At 50.5% G+C, this 21,130-nt stretch carries 15 protein-coding genes, 1 tRNA gene and 3 pseudogenes; 11 read left to right on the top strand and 8 right to left on the bottom strand.

What is annotated here, in order from left to right; genetic code table 11:
• Positions 1 to 496: 496 nt before the first annotated feature.
• The gene (locus tag GPOALKHO_RS07890; protein ID WP_406703453.1) at positions 497 to 628 is read right to left on the bottom strand and encodes a CYTH domain-containing protein; all 132 of its coding nucleotides are present in this window, start codon (positions 626 to 628) and stop codon (positions 497 to 499) included.
• A complete protein-coding gene (locus GPOALKHO_RS07895) occupies positions 615 to 743 on the bottom strand; it encodes a hypothetical protein (protein ID WP_406702024.1) in 129 nt (42 codons plus the stop codon). Before GPOALKHO_RS07895 ends, GPOALKHO_RS07890 begins: the two co-directional genes overlap by 14 nt.
• Positions 744 to 1,588: 845 nt before the next feature.
• Between GPOALKHO_RS07895 and GPOALKHO_RS07900 the strand changes: the two genes are divergently transcribed.
• A complete protein-coding gene (locus tag GPOALKHO_RS07900) occupies positions 1,589 to 2,836 on the top strand; it encodes a multifunctional CCA addition/repair protein (RefSeq protein ID WP_406702026.1) in 1,248 nt (415 codons plus the stop codon).
• A 263-nt stretch (positions 2,837 to 3,099) separates the two neighbouring features.
• Here the strand turns inward: GPOALKHO_RS07900 and GPOALKHO_RS07905 are convergent.
• Together GPOALKHO_RS07905 and folB are read right to left on the bottom strand one after the other, a co-directional pair.
• Positions 3,100 to 3,739, bottom strand: a pseudogene (locus GPOALKHO_RS07905) (undecaprenyl-diphosphate phosphatase); the annotation flags it as partial.
• 235 nt (positions 3,740 to 3,974) lie between these two features.
• Positions 3,975 to 4,334 (bottom strand): dihydroneopterin aldolase, encoded by a 360-nt coding sequence (folB, locus tag GPOALKHO_RS07910; RefSeq protein ID WP_406703454.1) that lies wholly within the window; start codon positions 4,332 to 4,334, stop codon positions 3,975 to 3,977.
• Positions 4,335 to 4,477: 143 nt separating this feature from the next.
• On the opposite strand from folB, the pseudogene plsY reads away from it, so the two are divergent.
• Positions 4,478 to 5,057, top strand: a pseudogene (gene plsY / locus GPOALKHO_RS07915) (glycerol-3-phosphate 1-O-acyltransferase PlsY).
• 1 nt (position 5,058) lies between these two features.
• Here plsY and tsaD read toward each other — a convergent pair.
• The gene (gene tsaD / locus GPOALKHO_RS07920) at positions 5,059 to 6,084 is read right to left on the bottom strand and encodes a tRNA (adenosine(37)-N6)-threonylcarbamoyltransferase complex transferase subunit TsaD (RefSeq protein ID WP_406702027.1); all 1,026 of its coding nucleotides are present in this window, start codon (positions 6,082 to 6,084) and stop codon (positions 5,059 to 5,061) included.
• Between the two features lie 335 nt (positions 6,085 to 6,419).
• Between tsaD and rpsU the strand changes: the two genes are divergently transcribed.
• From rpsU to rpoD, 3 genes are all read left to right on the top strand, one after another.
• The gene (gene rpsU, locus GPOALKHO_RS07925; protein WP_406702029.1) at positions 6,420 to 6,635 is read left to right on the top strand and encodes a 30S ribosomal protein S21; all 216 of its coding nucleotides are present in this window, start codon (positions 6,420 to 6,422) and stop codon (positions 6,633 to 6,635) included.
• A 125-nt stretch (positions 6,636 to 6,760) separates the two neighbouring features.
• Positions 6,761 to 8,509 (top strand): DNA primase, encoded by a 1,749-nt coding sequence (gene dnaG / locus GPOALKHO_RS07930; protein ID WP_406702031.1) that lies wholly within the window; start codon positions 6,761 to 6,763, stop codon positions 8,507 to 8,509.
• Positions 8,510 to 8,613: 104 nt separating this feature from the next.
• Entirely contained in the window at positions 8,614 to 10,458 is a 1,845-nt protein-coding gene (gene rpoD / locus GPOALKHO_RS07935; protein ID WP_406702033.1) for an RNA polymerase sigma factor RpoD, read from the top strand.
• A gap of 224 nt (positions 10,459 to 10,682) precedes the next feature.
• On the opposite strand, the gene GPOALKHO_RS07940 is transcribed toward rpoD, so the two are convergent.
• Positions 10,683 to 10,871, bottom strand: coding sequence for a hypothetical protein (locus GPOALKHO_RS07940; RefSeq protein WP_406702034.1), 189 nt, complete (start codon positions 10,869 to 10,871; stop codon positions 10,683 to 10,685).
• Between the two features lie 249 nt (positions 10,872 to 11,120).
• Here GPOALKHO_RS07940 and GPOALKHO_RS07945 point away from each other — a divergent pair.
• Both GPOALKHO_RS07945 and GPOALKHO_RS07950 read left to right on the top strand, forming a co-directional pair.
• A tRNA-Ile gene (locus tag GPOALKHO_RS07945) sits at positions 11,121 to 11,193 on the top strand.
• Positions 11,194 to 11,503: 310 nt separating this feature from the next.
• The gene (locus GPOALKHO_RS07950; protein ID WP_406702036.1) at positions 11,504 to 11,758 is read left to right on the top strand and encodes a hypothetical protein; all 255 of its coding nucleotides are present in this window, start codon (positions 11,504 to 11,506) and stop codon (positions 11,756 to 11,758) included.
• A gap of 1,252 nt (positions 11,759 to 13,010) precedes the next feature.
• Here GPOALKHO_RS07950 and GPOALKHO_RS07955 read toward each other — a convergent pair.
• Complete coding sequence (locus tag GPOALKHO_RS07955; protein ID WP_406702037.1) at positions 13,011 to 13,172, bottom strand: hypothetical protein; 162 nt, start codon at positions 13,170 to 13,172, stop codon at positions 13,011 to 13,013.
• A 192-nt stretch (positions 13,173 to 13,364) separates the two neighbouring features.
• Between GPOALKHO_RS07955 and GPOALKHO_RS07960 the strand changes: the two genes are divergently transcribed.
• The 3 genes from GPOALKHO_RS07960 to GPOALKHO_RS07970 all read left to right on the top strand — a co-directional run bounded on the left by GPOALKHO_RS07960 (position 13,365) and on the right by GPOALKHO_RS07970 (position 17,023).
• Positions 13,365 to 13,472, top strand: a complete 108-nt coding sequence (locus tag GPOALKHO_RS07960; protein ID WP_406703456.1) for a terminase gpP N-terminus-related DNA-binding protein — start codon at positions 13,365 to 13,367, stop codon at positions 13,470 to 13,472.
• Between the two features lie 550 nt (positions 13,473 to 14,022).
• Positions 14,023 to 14,199: a hypothetical protein gene (locus GPOALKHO_RS07965; protein ID WP_406702039.1), complete on the top strand. Its 177-nt coding sequence runs from the start codon at positions 14,023 to 14,025 to the stop codon at positions 14,197 to 14,199.
• A gap of 2,608 nt (positions 14,200 to 16,807) precedes the next feature.
• Positions 16,808 to 17,023 (top strand): hypothetical protein, encoded by a 216-nt coding sequence (locus GPOALKHO_RS07970; RefSeq protein WP_406702040.1) that lies wholly within the window; start codon positions 16,808 to 16,810, stop codon positions 17,021 to 17,023.
• A 216-nt stretch (positions 17,024 to 17,239) separates the two neighbouring features.
• Here GPOALKHO_RS07970 and GPOALKHO_RS07975 read toward each other — a convergent pair whose 3' ends face one another.
• Positions 17,240 to 17,380 (bottom strand): hypothetical protein, encoded by a 141-nt coding sequence (locus tag GPOALKHO_RS07975; protein WP_406702042.1) that lies wholly within the window; start codon positions 17,378 to 17,380, stop codon positions 17,240 to 17,242.
• 1,130 nt (positions 17,381 to 18,510) lie between these two features.
• Between GPOALKHO_RS07975 and GPOALKHO_RS07980 the strand changes: the two are divergent.
• Positions 18,511 to 18,881, top strand: a pseudogene (locus GPOALKHO_RS07980) (aldo/keto reductase); the annotation flags it as partial.
• Positions 18,882 to 21,130 lie beyond the last annotated feature (2,249 nt).

Genomic DNA, 21,130 nt, shown 5'->3' on the forward strand with positions numbered 1-21,130 from the left:
AGATGGGTTACGACTTCGGTTGGCCGATAAACGAGCGCCGGAGAGTTTTTCAGCGGTATTCTGCCAGACGCTGAACATTAGCCAGGCGTTAAGGCACAACATCTGCCAGCAGCGCGGTCATCACTTTCAGAAGCACCAGGTTACCCATCATGCGGAAGGTCTCGCGTACCAGCGTAATACCCTCCAGCAGCCGACCTTGGCCTGCGGATCGCTACACAGCCAGAGTTCTTTATGATATTGCCAATTGAGCGGCGGAATTTAAGTGGCAGTAATGGTCGGATGGCGCGCAGAATTTCCCCGCTGAAGATGATAACCGCGCGCGGCTTTGCTCAGCCTACCTATAATGAAGGCCGGCAGCATCGCTTAGTGTCCTGGAAAAGGTAGAGAGATCGCGCGCGTTGCCGCTCAGCCACCCCATTTCACAGATCGCCTCACTGAGATGGCCAGCACTGACCTCACCTCGATCTGGCTTTCACCCTGCGTCACCCGCTGTTTCTCACGGATGTAACCCGTCGATAATCTGCCCAGCGGTTTTCATCGTCATCTCATATTGCCCTTCTACCTGACGGATACGTAACCCTATGCCATGGCGGCGTAAATCAAAACTGTCTGTCTCAAAATAAGGTATTGATCAATCGCCGGAGCGCATGACCGTCATGGCCCGTCGCCGATAACCACTGCCGCAGTGCTGGCAGCATCTCGGGCGGCTCGATAAGCTTTAATTCGATTTCGTAACCCGCCATCGGCGGCGAAGAATGAACGTCGCGCCCGTGGATGCCACCTCATCGTGTGGCGGCAGCGGCAACGGGCCCGGTGCGAGTCCGAGAGTAAGAGTATTCTCATTTCGGACACGACGTTGCGTCGTCAAACTGAGGCCGCCACTAATCGTGCAACATTGCTAAAAAATGACGGAATAATGCTGAGATTATGCCATATTGACTTCGTCGCGCTCAATCTGGGTCTCGCCTGCGTTGTCAGCGCCGGCGAGCAACGTTTTCCGACGGCCTGCTTGTCAGCACCTTGAATTCTGGCGATGCCGTTACGCTTGTCGGCCCTTGTCGGCCAAAACAACGACGCCGGCTTGACGCAGATGTGCAATGAAAAGAGTCGCAATGCATGGGTCCCGCTGGACAGGTTGAGCGCACAGCCCAGCCTACGTACCAGGATGCCGGCGCTGGAGCAGCAGGTGCGGAATCTGACGCAAAACTCAGTATCCTCGATACCGGTTGGAATCAGTGTACCGACATGCAGAAAAGTGGTTATCAGCGATGGTATTATCAATGATCTCAAAAAGCAGAATCAGGCGCTGAAGGATCAACTCACGACGGCTCAGAAAAAATCAACGCAGCGGCGGTTCAGCTTGACGATAAACAGCGCACCATTATCTGCAGTGGTTCAGTATGGGGCGGCGTGGTCAGCGTTGGCCTGTTGGGCCTGCTGCTGCCCACATCATTCCAGCCGCAAAAAGACAACCACGGGGTGAACTGAGCCGCGTATCCGCTACAGCACCGGTGAATCGCGTGCAAAATACGGCTACACTCAATAGATAGTACCGGTAAGGTAACACTGGCTTTGCCAGGAGTGAATTGTGAAAAAATATCTGGTGGGCGGCGCCGTGCGTGACGATATCTTACAGCTCCCCGTCACGGAAAGGGATTGGGTCGTGGTCGGCGCGACGCCGCAAGATATGCTGGCGCAGGGTTATCAGCAGATTGGCAAGGACTTCCCGGTTTTCCTGCACCCGGAAAGCCGCGAAGAGTATGCGCTGGCGCGTACTGAGCGCAAATCCGGTCAAGGGTATACTGGTTTCATTTGCCACTCATCGCCGGAAGTTACGCTGGAAGAGGATTTGCGCCGCCGCGATCTCACCATCAACGCCATCGCCCGAGATGACCAGGGCAATCTGATCGATCCCTATCAGGGGCGGCGCGATATCCGCCAGCGCTGGCTACGTCATGTCTCCGATGCCTTCGGCGAAGATCCATTACGGGTGCTGCGGGTCGCTCGTTTTGCTGCGCGTTTTGCTCATCTGAATTTTCGCATTGCGCCGGAAACGCTGGCGCTGATGCAGCATATGACCGATGAGCTGTCGCTGCTAGCTCCCGAGCGGGTCTGGAAAGAGACCGAGCGGGCGCTGGAAACCCGTAACCCACAAGTTTATTTTCAGGTATTGCGCAACTGCGGGTCATTGAAAACGTTGTTCCCGGAAGTCGATGCGCTGTTTGGCGTCCCTGCGCCGGCAAAATGGCATCCGGAAATTGATACCGGCACTCATACCCTCATGACGGTATCGATGGCAGCCAGGCTATCGGACGATATCGCGGTACGTTTCGCCACGCTTTGCCATGATGTGGGCAAAGCGCTGACCCCGCGCGAATTGTGGCCCAGCCATCATGGCCACGGCCAGGCTGGGGTAAAGGTGGTGGAAGAACTGTGCCAGCGTCTGAAGGTACCTAATTCGCTGCGTAATTTAGCGAAGATCGTAACCCAATACCATGACTTGTTGCACAGCGCCGAAAATCTGACGCCGAAGACGCTGATAAAATTCTTCAGCGCCATTGATGTCTGGCGCCGGCCGGAGCGTTTGGAGCAAGTGATCCTCGCCAGCGAAGCTGACGCTCGCGGACGTACCGGTTGCGAAAACCATCTCTATCCGCAGGGAAATTTCCTACGTGAAGCGCTCAATGTGGCTGCGTCGGTTACCACGCGCGACGTTATGGCGGCGGGATTCAACGGCGCCGAGATCGGCGAGGAGCTTACCCAGCGGCGTCAGCAGGCTCTGGCCAGTTGGAAGCGACAGCAGGCAAGCAGCGACACTGAAGCCATTTGGGACTGAGCCGCCGCCGTGAACGCTGCATCCAGAACGCCACGCAGCCGCGAATTAAGTCTAGCGCCTATCGGCGGCATCCGCTGCACTTCTCCGCCCTGCCCACGGTCTGGCGTTATTGCCACATCCTGGCGACGGGTCGGGCGCTGTTGCACTCCTTGGCGACATTTGACGCTTTATCGTTTGGCTGCCCACGTGCTAGGCGTGACGTCGGCGTTGGCTCCCATTGCTCGGCCAGCATCGACGCAGCGAAAGAAGCCGATGACGCCCGATCAGTCGATCAAGATCAAGTCACGATATACCACCGCCGCCGGCATAAAGCAATAGATGGCAATGGCGCGATGAGATGCGCTTGATGATTTGTAGGAAGAAGTTTGATGGCAGGGCCAACGAAGGCGGTGACGAAGCCGATGGTGAACATCGGATAATCCTACCAAGCGAGAAAGGCAAGTTTTTGTAGAGATAAAACACCGTAGTGCCCAGCATCATCGGCATCGCCAATATCAATGAAAACTCAGATGCGACATAACAGCTGACGCCGACAAAGACCGCCTCTGATGGTGGCGTCGGAGTGGAAAAAGCTCGGCCACAGCGCCAAACACTGGAAACGGCCGATCCAAATCATCAATGCCTGCCCGCACGTGGTTGCTTGGGTTTCAGCCATTCCCCTCTAGCAGAGGCAAACTCCCACCAGAGCATGCATGATATACTACGGCGTGAAGATGGATTTAATCTGCTCATGAAAGACCAATCCCAGCACCGCCGCCGGGATCATGCCAACAAGATATGCCACAAATGCGAACGACTGCTGCCGGCCCCATCGTGAGGTACCTGCCTAAAATGAATACCGATAAGACAAAACAGCCGGCGCCAAAACACTACTACCGTCAGGATCGACCCCAATAGGAGAAGGCCTTAGGCTTGTCATCTGTAAACCGGCAGAAATTCCATCATTAATCCTTCTACCACCACAGAATGAACGTGATAACCTACTCATGCATATCCGCCATACAACGTTTCCATCAAAGTCACGATAATAAAAGCGGCGGTGTGTAAATAGACCAGCCACTAAATCTCCCGCTCATTGAGACAAACATACGATAATTTGGTTGCAACCGTATGGCCAAGTGATTACCGCTGTGCTATTTCAGAATTTTTGCCGACTGCGCTCGATGACGACGCCGACATTTGCCGCCTGCGGTACCGCACTGGATTTACCGATTTTGACGCATATCCATGGCAATTCAAACTGGGTCATTAGCCGCTCCGCCGTCTCCTCGGCGACCCGCTCCACCAGAGCAAAACGCCTGCCGTTCACGAGCGACAGCACGGCTTCGGTGACATCCGCATAGTTCAGGCAGTCCGCAACATCATCGCTACGTGCCGCCGGGCGGGTGTCCCAGCCCATTTCCAGGTCGAAAACTAATTTCTGAAGGCGTTGCTGCTCCCAATCATAGACGCCTATTGCCGCCATTATCGTTAATTGCTCAATAAATACAATGTCCATGTGCCATACTCGGTTTTTGTGGTTATCGGATACTACTTCCTCGGTAATATGCGCATTATCCACAGATAGCGAAATAAAACGAATGTTGATGAATGGAATGTGATTATGAATGCTATCGGATTGGCATGATAATCTTCGCCTAGCTGTGCGGCTCAGTATCCAGCGCGATCCTGATCTGCAAAATCGCGTGTCTGTCGGAGCCACGTGCCAGCGGCTCCGACAATCCCGGCGCCACCAATGCGCTGCGGCTTAGCGACAAACCGGCGGCCACGGCATGATGGTATTCGATATACCCAAGGGGACGATCTAGGTGTGTATAGGCTACGGCCTCAAGCTGCTGCCGTTCTGGCTGAGCCCAATGATGATTGCCATCTGTCTTGGCCATATTTATCCGGTATTCTTTCACTTTCGCGGCGCAAAGGGGTTGCTACCACCTTGGGAGCTATTCAATTGGCTATGATCTATACAGCCTGATGATAGGCACCTGGCTTCTGACGGTACTGCTCTCCGGTTATTCTTTGCTGGGGAGATGTCAGCGCCTTGATCGCGCCCTTCTATGTCTGGTGGTTCAAGCCGCAATTCACCTTTCCGGTCGCAAGACTCCCTGTCATGGTGCTCTTACACCACCATGACAATATTCAGCGGCTGTGGTGCGGTCAAGAAAGCCGAATCTGGCGCCGCCGGCAAAAGACCGAGATACCGCCAGCAACAAAGCAAAATTGATTCAGGTGACGAGCGCCGGCAATTCCTCAAGCAGCCAGCGAGGCCGTACTGACACCGCCAGATCCTCCCGCGCCCCACCCTGCAGTCGCACCATGCCGGCATAGGCGATCATCGCGCCATTATCCGTACAAAACTCAGGACGGGCGTAGAACACCTTCCCGCCACGCTGGCGCATCATTTCCCCCAGGCTGGCGCGTAGGGAGCAATTGGCGCTGACGCCGCCGGCCATCACCAACCGTGAGAAACCGGTAAGATCGAGCGCGCGCCGGCATTTGATCATCAGTGTCTCCACCACGGCGTCTTCGAATGCCCGCGCGATGTCTGCGCGCGTCTGATGATCATCGGCGCCGGCACGAACGGTGTTGGCGGCGAAGGTTTTCAATCCAGAGAAGCTGAATGCCATCCCCGGCCGGCCGGTCATCGGGCGCGGGAACGTGTAACGTCCCGGAACGCCCTGCTGTGCCAGACGCGCAAGCATCGGCCCGCCGGGATAATCCAGTCCTAGGAGCTTGGCAGTTTTATCGAACGCCTCACCGACGGAATCATCAACAGACTCACCCAACAGTCGATATTCGCCAATACCTGTCACCGCGATAAGCTGGGTATGGCTGCCGGAAACAAGCAGTGCCACGAACGGAAACGCTGGCGGGTTTGCCTCCAGCATGGGCGCCAGCAGATGCGCTTCCATGTGATGCACGGCGACCGCCGGGACCCGCCAGGCATAAGCCAGTGCGCGACCGACGGTGGCGCCGACCATCAATGCACCAACCAAACCCGGTCCGGCGGTGTAGGCCACCCCATGGATATCCGACGCCCGCATACCGACCCGCAGCTGTGCCAGCACCGCCTGAATCAGCGGCACGATTTTGATGATGTGATCGCGGGAGGCCAGCTCCGGCACCACCCCACCATAATCGGCGTGCAGTTTCACCTGACTGTACAGTTGATTAACCAGCAACCCTTGATGCTGATCGTAAATCGCCACGCCGGTTTCATCGCATGACGTCTCAATACCCAATACGCGCATATGTCATTACCATCCTTTTGCGGCGCACAGTCTATCATAATTCTACGCGCGATGAGGCGTTGGAATCACTCTTGGCGTAAACTGCTATCTTTCCAGCGGCCATCATGATATTAATTAAACGATTACGCCGATTGATGTTGGCTTTTCTTTTTGCGCGCCTTTGGCGCTTTTACCGCTAACATCATATAATTATGCCGTACACGGCGGGAGGATCATGAGATCGTACAGCGTGGCGCTTTACAAAGCGAGCAGGCTCAAAGTAAAATCTGGCGCCATATTAAAAAGACTGGCGCAGGTCAGCGACAAAATCCGAATTCTATCGAGGTGAGAAGCACATGCCGGTAATTAAAGTACGTGAAAACGAGCCCTTCGATGTAGCACTGCGTCGCTTCAAGCGTTCCTGCGAAAAAGCAGGTATTCTGGCAGAAGTTCGTCGTCGCAAGTTTTATGAAAAACCGACGACTGAACGTAAACGCGCTAGAGCGTCCGCCGTTAAACGTCATGCCAAAAAACTGGCTCGCGAAAACGCACGCCGCACTCGTCTGTATTGATTTTCCGAGGTACGAGCTACCCCGACCGCGTGATTAATCCGCAGACTTAACTGTTGCATATGAAGGCCGTGCTGTCCGGAAGGGTTGCGCGGCTCGTTGTTGTTCAAGTGCTACTTGACAAGGCTATGGTTGGACGAATCCCACGTGTCTTTATCAAAGACTTGTTGGCACGTACCGACATTGTCGATCTGATCGATGCACGGGTAAAGCTCAGAAAACAGGGCAAGAACTTTCACGCCTGCTGTCCATTCCATCATGATAAAACCCCGTCGTTTAGCGTGAACGGCGAAAAGCAGTTTTACCATTGTTTTGGCTGCGGCGCCCACGGCAATGCTATCGACTTTTTGATGAATTACGATCGGTTGGAATTCGTTGAATCCATCGAGGAACTGGCAGTCCAGCACGGTCTGGAAGTGCCGTATGAAACCGGCTCTAGCCCGAATCAACAGGAGCGCCATCAGCGTCAAAGTCTGTATCAGCTGATGGACAAACTCAGCGGTTTTTACCAGCAGGCGTTAAGGGCGCCAACAGCGACGCGGGCCGATCACTATTTGCAACGGCGCGGACTAAGCAAAGCGGTCATCGCGCATTTCGCCATTGGCTTCGCGCCGCCTGGTTGGGATAATGTCATTAAGCGTTTCGGCCGTTCGGCGGAGGATCGCGCCGGGCTCAACGATGCCGGCATGCTGGTGGTCAACGAAAACGGTCGAACCTACGATCGTTTTCGTGAACGCATCATGTTTCCGATCCGCGACAGACACGGCCGCGTTATCGCCTTCGGCGGGCGGATATTGGGCGATGGGCAGCCAAAGTACCTAAACTCTCCGGAAACCGACATTTTCCATAAAAGCCGCCAGCTGTACGGTCTGTATGAGGCCCAACGACAGCATCCGGAATTATCCCGGCTGCTCGTAGTCGAAGGGTATATGGACGTAGTGGCGCTGGCGCAGTTCGGTATCGACTATGCGGTGGCTTCGTTGGGCACCTCGACTACCACTGACCATATTCAACTGCTTTATCGCGTCACCGATCGTGTGATCTGCTGTTATGATGGCGATCGCGCCGGACGTGAAGCGGCCTGGCGTACACTGAAAAACGCGCTGCCCTACCTAAGCGACGGCCGCCAACTGCGTTTTATGTTCCTGCCGGAAGGAGAAGATCCCGATACGCTGGTTCACAAAATTGGTAAAGAGGCGTTTGAACAGCGCATCGAACGGGCGCTGGTGCTGTCAACGTTCCTATTTGAAACACTGATGACACAGGTTGATTTAAGCAGCCCTGACGGCCGTGCTAAACTCAGTACCCTGGCGCTGCCGCTGATAGGACAAGTGCCCGGGGAGACATTGCGTCTTTATCTGCGCCAGCAGCTAGGCAATAAACTGGGAATCCTTGACGACAGTCAGTTAGAGAAACTGCTGTCCAAGGCGACGCTAAAGGCAAATATTTCACCGCAGACGCGGATAAAACGCACAACCATGCGTATCCTGATAGGATTGCTGGTGCAACATCCGCGGCTTTCCGCCTTGGTTCCCACGGTCCAGGGACTTGAGCAGACAAGTCTGCCGGGCGTGCCGTTGTTTATCGAGTTAGTAGAGGCCTGCCAGGCCCAGCCGGGGTTAACGACCGGCCAATTGCTGGAGCATTATCGGGAGAGTAAGTCTTCCTCACAACTTGAAACTTTGGCGACCTGGAACCACATGATCATCGATGAGATGATCGAGGCGACATTTGTCGACACCCTGGCAAGTCTTTACGACTCCATACTTGAACACCGCCAGGAAGCGCTTATCGCCCGCGACCGGACCCACAGCCTAACGGCCGAAGAACGCCAGGAGCTCTGGTCGCTGAACCAAGCGCTGGCGAAAAAAACCTGAATGCTGTATTGGGCTAGGGCACGAAACGAAGCCTAGATCTCTTGTTGGTGATGCGCTTTCACCAACCAACACCGATCATTACTCTGAAGTGTGGATACCGTCTTATGGAGCAAAACTCGCAGTCACAGCTCAAGCTGCTTGTCATGCGTGGTAAGGAGCAAGGCTATTTGACTTTTGCTGAAGTCAATGACCATCTGCCGGAGGATATCGTCGACTCCGATCAGATCGAAGATATCATCCAGATGATAAACGACATGGGCATCAAGGTGATGGAAGAAGCACCGGACGCCGATGACCTGCTGCTGGCAGAAACCACCTCCGACACCGACGAAGATGCGGCAGAAGCCGCGGCGCAGGTCTTGTCCAGCGTCGAGTCCGAGATTGGCCGCACCACCGACCCGGTACGCATGTATATGCGTGAAATGGGTACCGTGGAGTTGCTGACCCGTGAAGGTGAGATCGATATCGCCAAACGTATCGAAGATGGTATTAATCAGGTTCAGTGCTCAGTCGCCGAATACCCTGAAGCCATCGCCTACCTGCTGGAACAGTATGACCGCGTCGAGGCCGGCGAGGCCCGCCTGTCCGATCTTATCACTGGCTTTGTCGATCCTAACGCGGAAGAAAATATGGCATCCAGCGCAACCCATATCGGCTCTGAACTCTCCGCCGAGGAAATCGCCGATGACGACGACGAGGATAAAGAGAACGGCGACGACGACAGCACGGATGACAACAGCATCGATCCGGAGCTGGCGCGCCAAAAATTTATCGAGCTGCGTGAGCAGTACGAAATCACCCGCAACGTCATCAAAACAAACGGGCGCAGCCATGCCAAATCGGCCGCGGAGATTCTAAATCTTTCCGATGTGTTCAAACAGCTCCGCCTGGTGCCGAAACAGTTCGATTACCTGGTCAATAACATGCGCACCATGATGGATCGCGTGCGTACCCAGGAACGTTTGATCATGAAGCTGTGCGTTGAAATCAGCAAGATGCCGAAGAAAAACTTCGTCACGCTGTTCGCTGGCAATGAAACCAGCGAAAGCTGGTTCAAAGCCGCGTTGGCCATGAATAAGCCCTGGTCAGAAAAACTGCATGAGGTCGATGATGATGTGCATCGCAGCCTGCGAAAGCTGCGGCAGATTGAAGAAGAAACCGGCTTGACCATCGAGCAGGTGAAGGATATCAACCGCCGTATGTCGATCGGCGAAGCCAAGGCGCGGCGCGCCAAGAAAGAAATGGTTGAAGCGAATCTGCGTCTGGTTATTTCTATCGCCAAAAAATACACTAATCGCGGCCTACAGTTCCTGGATCTGATTCAGGAGGGGAACATCGGTTTGATGAAGGCTGTGGACAAATTTGAATATCGCCGCGGCTACAAGTTCTCGACCTACGCCACGTGGTGGATCCGCCAGGCCATCACTCGCTCTATCGCCGACCAAGCGCGCACCATCCGCATCCCGGTGCATATGATTGAGACCATCAACAAGCTCAACCGTATCTCCAGACAGATGCTGCAGAAAATGGGACGCGAACCGACGCCAGAAGAGCTGGCCGAACGCATGCTGATGCCGGAAGATAAAATCCGTAAGGTACTGAAAATCGCTAAAGAGCCTATCTCCATGGAAACGCCTATCGGCGACGATGAAGATTCGCATCTGGGGGATTTCATCGAGGATACGACCCTCGAACTTCCGCTGGATTCCGCCACTTCCGAGAGCCTGCGTTCAGCGACCCATGATGTATTAGCCGGCCTTACAGCGCGCGAAGCCAAGGTGTTGCGCATGCGCTTCGGTATCGACATGAATACCGACCATACGCTTGAGGAAGTGGGGAAACAGTTCGACGTCACCCGCGAGCGCATTCGTCAGATCGAAGCGAAAGCGCTGCGTAAACTGCGACACCCAAGCCGGTCTGAAGTGCTGCGCAGCTTCCTGGACGATTAAGTCCCATGGTGGCAGAGCTATTCCCCCCCTGCTTACAACGCACGATAAACCCTGTAGACACTCGTATAGCCCGTGCGCTGGTCAGCAGAGAGGGTGTGTTGGCCAGGGCGCGATAGGCCGACAGCAGCGAATCACCCCCTCAAACGATCAGGCTGCTGGGATTGGGCATTACCCAGAGCTGCGTCACTCTAATGCGCCATTCCTGCCATTTCCAGGAGCGTTCATTACCTGAAACGCCGGTAGTACGCTTGCTTAAAAATTGTCAGCACCTGAGGCTGATAGGTTTTTATCTCGCTCATCAGCCGCTCGCTACCCTGACTGTATTCCGTCAGCGACAGTCCAAAAGCTTCGTTAGTGGGTCGCGCCACCAGCGCGTGGTGCAGACACAGCTGGCTTGACGTAAACCCCGCCAAATGAATCGTTTTCCAAACCGGTTGTTAGATTAACGAAATTCCCCCTTTATATGCGCTGTATAACTCGGATTGATGCCGTAAAACATCACCCGTATACATGAGAATATCTTCTATTATTGATCCCCATCATTTATCTTTGGCCTTGGGAAGTATTAACGATACTAACCAAAAACGGCGATAAATCATCCATCTGGCAAGAGGGAGACTATAGACCCCATTGGTTCCATCATTTATAATCAGTGCCCACTCGGCCCCTTAGCTCAGTGGTTAGAGCAGACGACTCATAATCGCTTGGTCGCTGGTTCAAATCCAGCAGGGGCCATCATGATTTCATTTAAAATCAATAAGTTAATAAACCTCTTACAGCAGTTTTGTTCTTTATTTACTAAATATCTAAGTGTATCACGAACTTTCTTCCAAATTAATTTTGTTCATCCTGCCTTATATTAATTTATAAACGCTCAAAGCTCGTACTCCGTACAACTTCCTGTTGACAGTCGTGCTCTATACGAGTCTTATGGAGAAGATAGGACACTTCAGATTTATAGAAACATCGGTTTTCATAAACAGCGCTCAGAACTGATTGATGATGACAGTTTTCAGAAGCGTCAGACTTTTTGCTGCGAGGTGGTATGAGGGTTATTTGCCGCTACCTTGCTGAGCATACCACTAGTTTATTTAAAAAATCGCAAGATCATTTGTCCGAGCAAAAGAAGAAAGTACCAAACAAGATTTCTAATGAAATTAGTACGATGGAAAAAGAACTCTTTGACCAACTTACTAAAATGGAACAAATGGTGGCCATCGAAAAGGTGAACTGGCCCCAGCCACTATTCACCGCCACTACTCACGTGACGTTAAAAGCATGCGGGAATCACGCGAACTGACGCAAGGTGGATTTGCTGCAGCTGTAGGCGTTAGCCCTTCTCGCGTGCCGTTCGGCTCTTCTTTGAAATTATTGCTAAAGATTGAACGCGACCCTTCTTCGCGACTCTTCTTTGCTAACTGAGTTGTGCGCGATATAATTAAACTACTTTTCAGTTTACAAAACGCCGCCCCATCCCGCCACAGGTTTTTCCAATTTGCTTAACTTGACGTTATCTAATCCCCTCTGAATAAAGATTTTCATCATGTTTTTCAACTTATTGAATTCTCCATCGATTCTACCGCGGACCACTTTCTGGGAAAAACTGTAATCACTTTCACTCTTTTCAATTTACACAGGCTGGCCAGATGATTTGTATCCTCGAAAAACTGAAATTATTTTCATATCGATAACCACAGGCAGGTGCGGTATAGCACCATTTTGTCACTTTCTTGTTCATTGCGGGCAGGCCGCATAAACGCGGCAGTATACCGCGAGAAATGGTTTCGCGATCGGATTTGGCACTACGTTTCTCTGAGCGCGTTCTGGGAGGCTTGACAGATTTAGTACCTGGTGAGGATTGTGTGGTTTTCGAGGCTTAAGTGTACTATATTACTTCTTAATGCCTTATGTATATACAGGAAGGTTATCTCTTTTTTTAATAGCGATTTTGTTGAAGAATGTTTTTATTAACAAATATCATCGCACCGATGATGACATCATCTCCTATACTGATGTCATTGCCAAAATATATAATCTAACCGGCATGACGAACTCCGACAGTTAGGTTCTGCTTAACACAAAATTTTACCGGGCTTGCACTAATTAACACATCTTGTATTATACAAATAATTTAAAGTAACAATTAGTGCCAAATTGAATCCAAATTGGCTCTGTGAATGGGTATGTTGAGCGGACTACTTACTGATAACAGGTGTATTTTCCTCGGCCAGCGCTTCGGCCCTTATCTACTTTGCGCAAACGCATCATTGTTAGTCGGCTGACTGCTTGACGGGTGCAGCAGCTGGCTAATTGCTTTGCCAGCTGCTGCACAAAGGTAACAGTGTTTGGCATCAAATGCACCATGTTAATTTATTCCGACCCAATCCATGCCGTGATGAGATCATATTCTGCATTACCGCTTACTGCAATTAAGATGGCCTCCATTAACCTCAATGCTGTAATGACCCGTTGTAACCTGATGAATAGTGCTTGTAAACAGCGATGCCGTGCTGATCACAGTGGTTTGTCTGCCGCCTGGAAGTTGTTCACGGCTAATCAGTTCGCGTTTCACTGTCTGCCGTCACTTTACGCATCATCAAGGTTTCACGGATGACCTGATTAGTTTTTCGCTTCCAGTCACTCGCTCGCGTGACGCGCTGCGATACCTCGGCGCACTGCTGCTGTAACTGCTCTCCCGGTTTCACGCTCGGCAAGCTTGTGCCATCCACATCTGACGAATGAAGGGCTCATCCGACCTTGCCGCCGGTAAAACCGACGGAATCACTACCGGCAACGGCATGATGGAATCGACCGGCGTTACATTATCCGATTTTCCCTCTGCATCTAATAGTTAGATATATCTGCTGTTAGCCAAACACATCAGAATATGGAAAATATTCTGAGCAATTGAAAGGTGTAGCGCTGTAGCGCGGGCGCTTTATTTAAAACGTTATACCCCGCAGGAAATCGCCAGCGAGCTTAATTTGCCAAATCGACGTATCGTCTATTATTAGGCAGTAAATAGCGCTGGTCTGAGTTGCTCTCTCACGGATCAACAGAAGAAGCATTGCATCATCGCATTCAAACGTTAACATTACATGATGGCAAATCAAAACTTGAGCTTCAAGCACTGAACAGCAAGAACTGAACAACCTGATGGCCCATCTGGTTAAGATGCGCGCTCAGCATAATAAACATCAGGAAGATTTGGTAGAAGCTCGCTATATCAAGGTGATTATCAACCGGGACGAGCAAAGACGATAAACCACACAAGCCTGGCAAATTCGTGGATAGCAAAGACTGTGTATTGCGTCCGATTGCAACTGTGAGGTGTGGCGAGGTAGAAAAATTCCGCGTGTTAGGTGTGTTTCACTGACAGGGGATGAACTGGAGCTGGTAAGCGGCACAGATTAAGAAATTGTTTGGCCAATACAATATGACGCACATCGATGTAGACACTACCGGCCTGGGCAGCGGTGGTTTTGAAAGCATACAACATGTTGCCATACGTCAGACCGTGGCAACCTGTTATGGCGTTGAAACAAAAAATCGCCTTTGATAAAGATGATCGACATCGACGTTGTTGGCGCGGAGTGGAATGAGGAAGAAGAAACCGAAATCGCCGCCAGCTTTATGACAATACGCTGCGCGTCCACCGCCAGCGGTAACGCCATGGTATTTATCGCCGACCGCATCGCCGAAACTGGCCACGCTTTTGACCGGTTGACGTTCGGTGCGTAGCAATTTTAGAGGCCCACAACGGCTGGGGCGGTGATCGCTCTCTATCCATTACCGGCGTTATATACTCGCCAGTGCAAAACCGAGGAAGTTGTGATGCTACAATAGGAACGGCCAATGATTTACCCGCTGGAGAATATCATATTTCGGATTACATCGGCGGCATTCGTTTCGCATTGCTGAATGGTGAAGCACCAATATTCAGGCGCCGCTACTATCACAGCGGTACCCATACCGACGGCGTGTTCTATTCTAATGATCCGAATATGACGGAAAATTATACAGAAGCTTGAACAATCAAAAGAGATCGGCAACTTTAGCGCGATATTTGATATACCGAACAGGCGATCCTAACGGTATTAAATTTGTCCACATAGTGGATATTAGTGCAAAAGATGAGTTTTAGAACGTCAAAGTATCAGCGCGCAAGATGTTTTGACGGCTCACTGATTTTAGGCTGGGCTTGCTGGGATAATCCCGACAAATGTTGATTTTGAAAAGGGGAGACGCAAGAGAGTGAGCGATTCATTATAATCAGTTAAAATCATAAAATATTTCCAAAGCAATAAACATGCGTGTAATGAGAATTGAGTGCCCATCATGTGGAGCAAAGTCAATAATCAGAAAAACAACATAAAAGCACCGTGAATTAACAAATCCATAGCGTGACTTGTACTGACTATGAATGCGGTCATACTTTCATAATGAATATCACCTTTCCCTACATGATTAGCCCTTGCACTCAAAGAAGGATAATTTCTTTGAGCAGCACTGACAATTGTACGATGCAAGAGCGGCTCACACCGTCGAGGCCGGAGCAGAACGTGTTGGATCAGGTATAACCTACCCCTTCAATTGCCAAATGCAATGTGATCATCGCCGTTTATGCGGCGCCTTCCAGGGAGAGCTCAGGTCGCAACTATCTACGAAATGGGATGGCGCTATAGTGTGTTCAATCCCGGTTCGCCGATGAGTGCGGCATCACCGGGCGCATTGACACAATACACGCCATCAGGCAGAATACCGATCTGGTCACTATCATGTTGAAGTCGACCATGTCTGGATGCACAGTCAAAAGAAGAGCACTTCATTCGTTCAGTCGCATTCATAAGGTTCACTGAAAATTACTGGCTGATAGACTGGCGCAGTTCAATGATCGAGAGTATGAACTCTTTACTCTTCCTTACTCGGCAGGATTAGCGTAACCATCGGTGGAAATTATTACGGTAAGTCAAAGACACGACGGTTTGCCAAGGTTTCGATAAAACAGGATTCAATAATCCGGTAGTACCTTTATATTCCGTGGCTAACGTGGGCTGCTTTCCGCGGAGATCGCGGAGATACATAATTTTATCCATATATTGCAATTCAACTCCGTAAAACATCAATGGTTAACCGCAAATACATCTGATTAATTTTGTCATCAGCGTCATTAGCGACAAGATCCTGATCCTCTCCCTCAATCCATTGAAACCCATCGCCGGTGCCATCAGCCTATGGTGTTGCCCATACATTGCCGATCGACCCCAACTTTGACGTCAGCGCTGTTGACGTAGCGAACGCCCGGCATCCGACGATTTCCATGTCTTTGTGAGTCAACAAGCAGCCGAAGGTCAGCACATCCTTATTGTCGATTACGGAAACGGAGGGTTCTGGCATATGGTGAACCAAGTCTCAATCTGCAATAATACAGGCTATCGGGTACCGGCATACGTTTAAAGGTACCGGCATACGTTTAATCGCCAACGTACTCCTGTGGGCTGGCGTAGGTGCCCATCATCGGAAAGATAGCGGACTAAAGCATTGTCGGCTCCCAGTAAATAAGGTCAATTTCTTCAGAATGCGAGCAAGAATAACCACGGTTGCGTCAATCTGCAATCTGCTTATTTGCGGTGGTGTCCAGCCTGTCAACAGCAGGGTACAGTATATCGGTATTGGCCCTGGCGGCATACAAAACAGAAAGACGTCGGTATGACCCTATTATCCTATGGTGAGCCAGCGGGTTAGCATGAGCATGGGCCATTGACGGTTGCGCATTATGCGCGGCGCCGGCGTCATGAGGCTTTAAACTTTAGACTTCAGGCACGAAGTGAGTGGAAGGAGGTGGGGCGTCAAAGGAAAGAGATAAACAGTACAAGGCGTCGAGCATTAAGCAACAGGAGGCAGGAATTATCTATTTGAAGGATTCTGTAGTCTGAGGCCATCTTGATCCATGGAGCATTCCATTTTATCGACTCCCACACCGTATGGCTGCCGACCATTACGCCAGCAACCGCCGCTTCGAGACGACTTTCTTCTGGCCGCAGCGCCCCAGTTCTTTTCCCTGTAGATCGCCATCTGCGTTGATCCGCAATGCAACCGTGCAACTAAGGCCAAAACGTCTATGTTATCCAGGCTGGAAAATGCCGCGCTAACATTGTTCACGGCCTTCTTGTTTTTCAGCACTCTGTTTTGCAATGTCACGAAAGTCAACAACCTGTCCATGTGTTCTGCGCGCTGCTGCTGGTGAGTCTGTTGATGCGCGGGCAGCTCTATCGTGACCTGCGGCAGGATCGGATAACGTTACAAGGGCTGAGCTTGAAGCCTATTGGTGGTCTATTTCGCAATTAGCGTGGTACAAACTTCCTCTACGTTAACCCACAGATTGTACCTGATTATATTCATTCTACTGGGGTCGCTGGCGCTGCAGGATGCGAGTCGTCATATGATGATGTTCGCCATGATCACCGGGGTTACGGTGCTGTCGGTGTTTACCATCGCCCCGATGCCGGCAAAGTCCTTTATTTGCGCAAAGTTTCCGACCGCAATCCCAGCCCTGACAACGTGATCGATCTAGCGAACTTTGCGCCATCGCTATCATGCTGAGCATGTGTTGGTGGTCATCCAGCGGTCATGCTGGTGATAACTCAAAGCCGCTGTCCCTTGCTAGCGTTGGCGCTGGCGGCGTCCAGCGCCGCGTCGCGCGCTATGGCTGGGTGCGCTGCTGGCGGCGCTAATGCTGATTTTCACTCCGCTCGGCGAGCTGTTGTTGCGTTTTAAGAGCTTAAGCAATGAATCCGAACTGCGTATCAGTATCTGACATCATATTTTGATGGAAGTAAGCCTGCATCCCTGGTTCGGGCTGGGTTTCAAGCACGAGCTGGGTTTCATCAATTACGACAGCACGCACATCAATACCGCCCATAGCGTCTATCTCGGTGCGCTTTACAGGGGCGCTGTCGGCCTGGCGTTGCTGGCCTCGTCAGAATATCGCCTGGACACGGTGCTGTATTTTTTATGCTGTTGTTTATCGCTTTGCAGGGCATGCTTATGATAAGTAATTCGCGCGAGATGTGGATTTTATTTGGTTACCGTTGGCAATAGTGTTCAGCGCCGGCAGCCGTGCGTCTTCCGGATAATCCCCATCGCGACGGTGGTAGACGACAAGCGAGCCATGTCGGCCGGTTTGTCATCCACACAATAACGTCTCCAGCGGCAGCTCGCGCACCGCGAGACGATCGATGACCTAACTATATCGCATTATCGTAATGCGGTGCTCAGATGTTATAGGCTACCAACCCGTTTTAAGCCGACGTGTGTTGTATACCACGACCAATGGAGTGTTAAACGTATCGCGGCGCCAGGTGGTGCAGGAGCCGTAGCCTTTCTTAGTTCGCTACATCATCAAAATCGGATATTCGCTTATCGTAGCAGTAGGTTTGATGTACAGCATCGTAACGGGCCAGCAATGTCTGGCACGCGACCGGTTAGTACCGAGATATGATAGCCATTGTCGGCCAACTGTCTAGCGGTGCCGGTGGTAATTACCATGCCGCCGATCGTCCAAACGCAGCAACAGGATCCGCTTGATCTTGTCCAGTGCCCAGGACTGCGGTCGACAGGTCAAATTTAGCCAAGCATTTAGCGCCTTAAATTTCAGTTAGCGAAGCGCCGCTTTTCGCTGCGATCAATTTCTCTTAAGGTATACATACCTGTCCGCCAAGCTGGAGCAATTCAGTGCCCAGGAAAATACCAAGATAACAAGCATGCTAACTAACTGCAAGAAAGCGCTTACTACAACCAGTAAACCACCACGATTATAAACTCGATTACTATTAGCAATGAATAACGGTTACAGTCGATTAATGAGCTTGGCGCATAGACGCATGCACAGGAAGGCGACTAATAGGTTGTCGCCGATTCAGATATCATCTTGCTAAACCAATCTTGGCCAATAAGTGTTGACGCTTTCGCTGCCGTGCGCGAACCGCCAGCGTCTGGCGGGCGTAGAATAAGAGAGGAAAACCTGATGCAGAGCACAACACTAATAACGGCATCGCCATCCCATTAGTGGGATTTTGAGTCTACCAGATCGCTAAACTTTTCGAATGCGAGCACGTGGTGCTGGATACCATCACTGTGGGTATCGCCTAATAATAGATACTCGTATCAAAATGAAATTCAGGTGGCAGCGTATTAAAACAAAGCGGTTTGCCGCATTATAAGTTGTTTATGATGACTAAACTTTGGCTATAGTATGCCAGGTAGCCAAGGCGCGATTCGAGCAATCCCTTAATCGCTTGCAACTTGAACCCGTACCTACAGCGATGTCCACGGCGCCTGGTGAGCAATGAAGGAATCGTACCAGGCAGGCGGGTAAGATACGAGTGATTGGCACGAGCAATTTCCATCCTGATCGCCTTGCCTAGCGTATCGTCACCTGGATGAAAAGCAAGGCATCTAACCAGGGCCTAGGCCTCTTCGCTGAAAAGCGTCAGGAGGTATTCCAACACTTCAGCTGGCGGCAATCGCCAATTCGACAACCGGTCGGCTTAATGCGCAGGACTCATCCTGTCGGCTGTCATTGATCGGTAGCAAAACCCGATTAATAATGATTTATTCAAAACTATTTGAATTACCTATGCACATTAAGTACAATGTCTTTAACGCAGCGTCCAAAGACTACCAGGCGTATGTCGCTATTATTAATATAGATATAAATAGCCGCACATTTTATAGAATAAAATTAACAATACCTAGAGATGAAAAATGAATATCTCAGCAGCAATTTCGAGCGCTCAGATAAACGTATTGCACTCTCTTCGAGAGGATATCATCAAGGGAGATGACTTAGCAAATAGTTAATTTTCTCAGCGCATTAACTATTCGTTGTGCTATCCTCTAGCGATAAACCGTTAATTAAACTTATTCACTAAGTCATAAAGGCATATCAATCTGCATGAGTGACAACGACAAAGCAACCGTTTACTTGTTGGAGTTGGACCCGTTAGCCAGGGTGAATTACAGTCTTTTCAACGGGTTTCGTGGCAAGCAATGTCACCATTGCCACAGCCAACTCACACCGTCACTAATAGCAATATAGTGGATTTGAGAACCGCTCGCGAATTGAGCCTGTCGCGCTTTTGCCGCTGCGCTGCTCGTCTATAGCAGAGAAGTCTGAGGCACGCTGCTTTCCCGATCCGCAAATACTGTTGACTTAGTCGCTCGCGCTACCCTCTTCTGCTTATCATTAAGCGACCTCAGCCCATTAAGTCCTAAGGGGACTGTGCTGATAGAAGGTAAGGCTCTTTTATTCAGCGTCTACGCGTCCGCCGATAATGACACCATCCCCGCAAGCCCATTTTCCCGCACTGGCAGGCCGCATTTTCGCAGGGTGTAGTGGTTTAATTAATACACAGCCGCAGCAGAGGTTACTCATCATAAGGCGGAACAAAATAGTGCTGAGAAAAACGCTTACCGCTCTGGATCCTGCCGGAAAACGTCTGGCCTTATCGATGAGAACGAGCTTGCCGCTAATGTTGGTCGTGAAGGCTCATAATGTCATCGATTAATCTCAACATGACTATTGACTGCTATGAGACACCTGACTCAATAAAACGAAAGAGAGTAATATTTTGACTGTTATAGTGGAATAAATAAGTAATCCACGGTAATAGATTCAGCGTTTTGTAGCTTGAGCATCAGTAATGCGCCATCATGAAATACAATACATTCGATGATTCTGCTTTAGATACCATTCCTTTTCTTTTGACGCATTCGTAACGCTTACCAATTAACAATAATTTGCATATATTATCAAGAAGAAATAATAAAAATTAACCACTAATACGAATAAACGACCACTATGATACAGGGTCGTACAATCCATCAACACTTACCCTCCATATTGGTGAAACTAAGAATCATAGCCATTACATTGATAACGTATTAATGATCTTTATTAACCTTCTCATGAAAACCGGCACAGCCTTCCATGGAAGTAGTCAATCTAACAATTAACTCCATGCGCTCTAACGGCACTAACTCATCAAACGTGAGGTCTATTGACCCTTATCGTTACAACATGATTTTTTGTAAATTGTCGCATCACCCAGATAATAGATAGTTAATATATCAGGCGAAATACTACCTTTATAATGTTAAAATTGTAAAAGCGCAACCACAATTCATCCGTATTCCTGCATAGAGAAATAGGCTCGATACAACAGCGAAATCCTGGAGGGTAGCCCGTGAAGATTCCTTTTATAATGGAACAAAATATTTCCATTACACTTCTTTAGTTTTTATAAGGAGAGAAATGAATGAGGGCTCATCATGCGATTAATTGCGCCGGGGGAGCGCCTGGTTGGCGATGCACCCGAAGGGCATACACAGTTTGCCGGCGATAGGGCGAAAACATCGCACCATCGCTATGTTTTTGGCCTACGCCCCATCTTCGATCTGAGATCGAGCAGAATCAGTTTTGAGCTGTCCCGTTTCTGACGTTGGGAGGCTTGTGACGTTGCGTCGAGGTCAAAAATCGCGAATAATGACGCTGTCAACCTGAGCGATTGACATCAATGGCAATCATTACACATAGGGATGAAATCCTAGAACAATTAAATCTTCAGAGTAGGCGGTGCTTTCCAGCCGCCATGTCAGCTCATGGTAGCCC

The organism is Sodalis sp. (in: enterobacteria), from assembly GCF_036327475.1.
GTDB lineage: Bacteria > Pseudomonadota > Gammaproteobacteria > Enterobacterales > Enterobacteriaceae.

Bases quoted from the DNA above. Each gene is read 5' to 3' on its own strand.
- GPOALKHO_RS07895 (WP_406702024.1), bottom strand. From the start codon at position 743: ATGGCGGGTTACGAAATCGAATTAAAGCTTATCGAGCCGCCCGAGATG.
- folB (WP_406703454.1), bottom strand. From the start codon at position 4,334: ATGGACATTGTATTTATTGAGCAATTAACGATAATGGCGGCAATAGGC.
- tsaD (WP_406702027.1), bottom strand. From the start codon at position 6,084: ATGCGCGTATTGGGTATTGAGACGTCATGCGATGAAACCGGCGTGGCG.
- rpsU (WP_406702029.1), top strand. From the start codon at position 6,420: ATGCCGGTAATTAAAGTACGTGAAAACGAGCCCTTCGATGTAGCACTG.
- dnaG (WP_406702031.1), top strand. From the start codon at position 6,761: ATGGTTGGACGAATCCCACGTGTCTTTATCAAAGACTTGTTGGCACGT.
- rpoD (WP_406702033.1), top strand. From the start codon at position 8,614: ATGGAGCAAAACTCGCAGTCACAGCTCAAGCTGCTTGTCATGCGTGGT.
- GPOALKHO_RS07950 (WP_406702036.1), top strand. From the start codon at position 11,504: ATGAGGGTTATTTGCCGCTACCTTGCTGAGCATACCACTAGTTTATTT.
- GPOALKHO_RS07965 (WP_406702039.1), top strand. From the start codon at position 14,023: ATGATCGACATCGACGTTGTTGGCGCGGAGTGGAATGAGGAAGAAGAA.
- GPOALKHO_RS07975 (WP_406702042.1), bottom strand. From the start codon at position 17,380: ATGGGCGGTATTGATGTGCGTGCTGTCGTAATTGATGAAACCCAGCTC.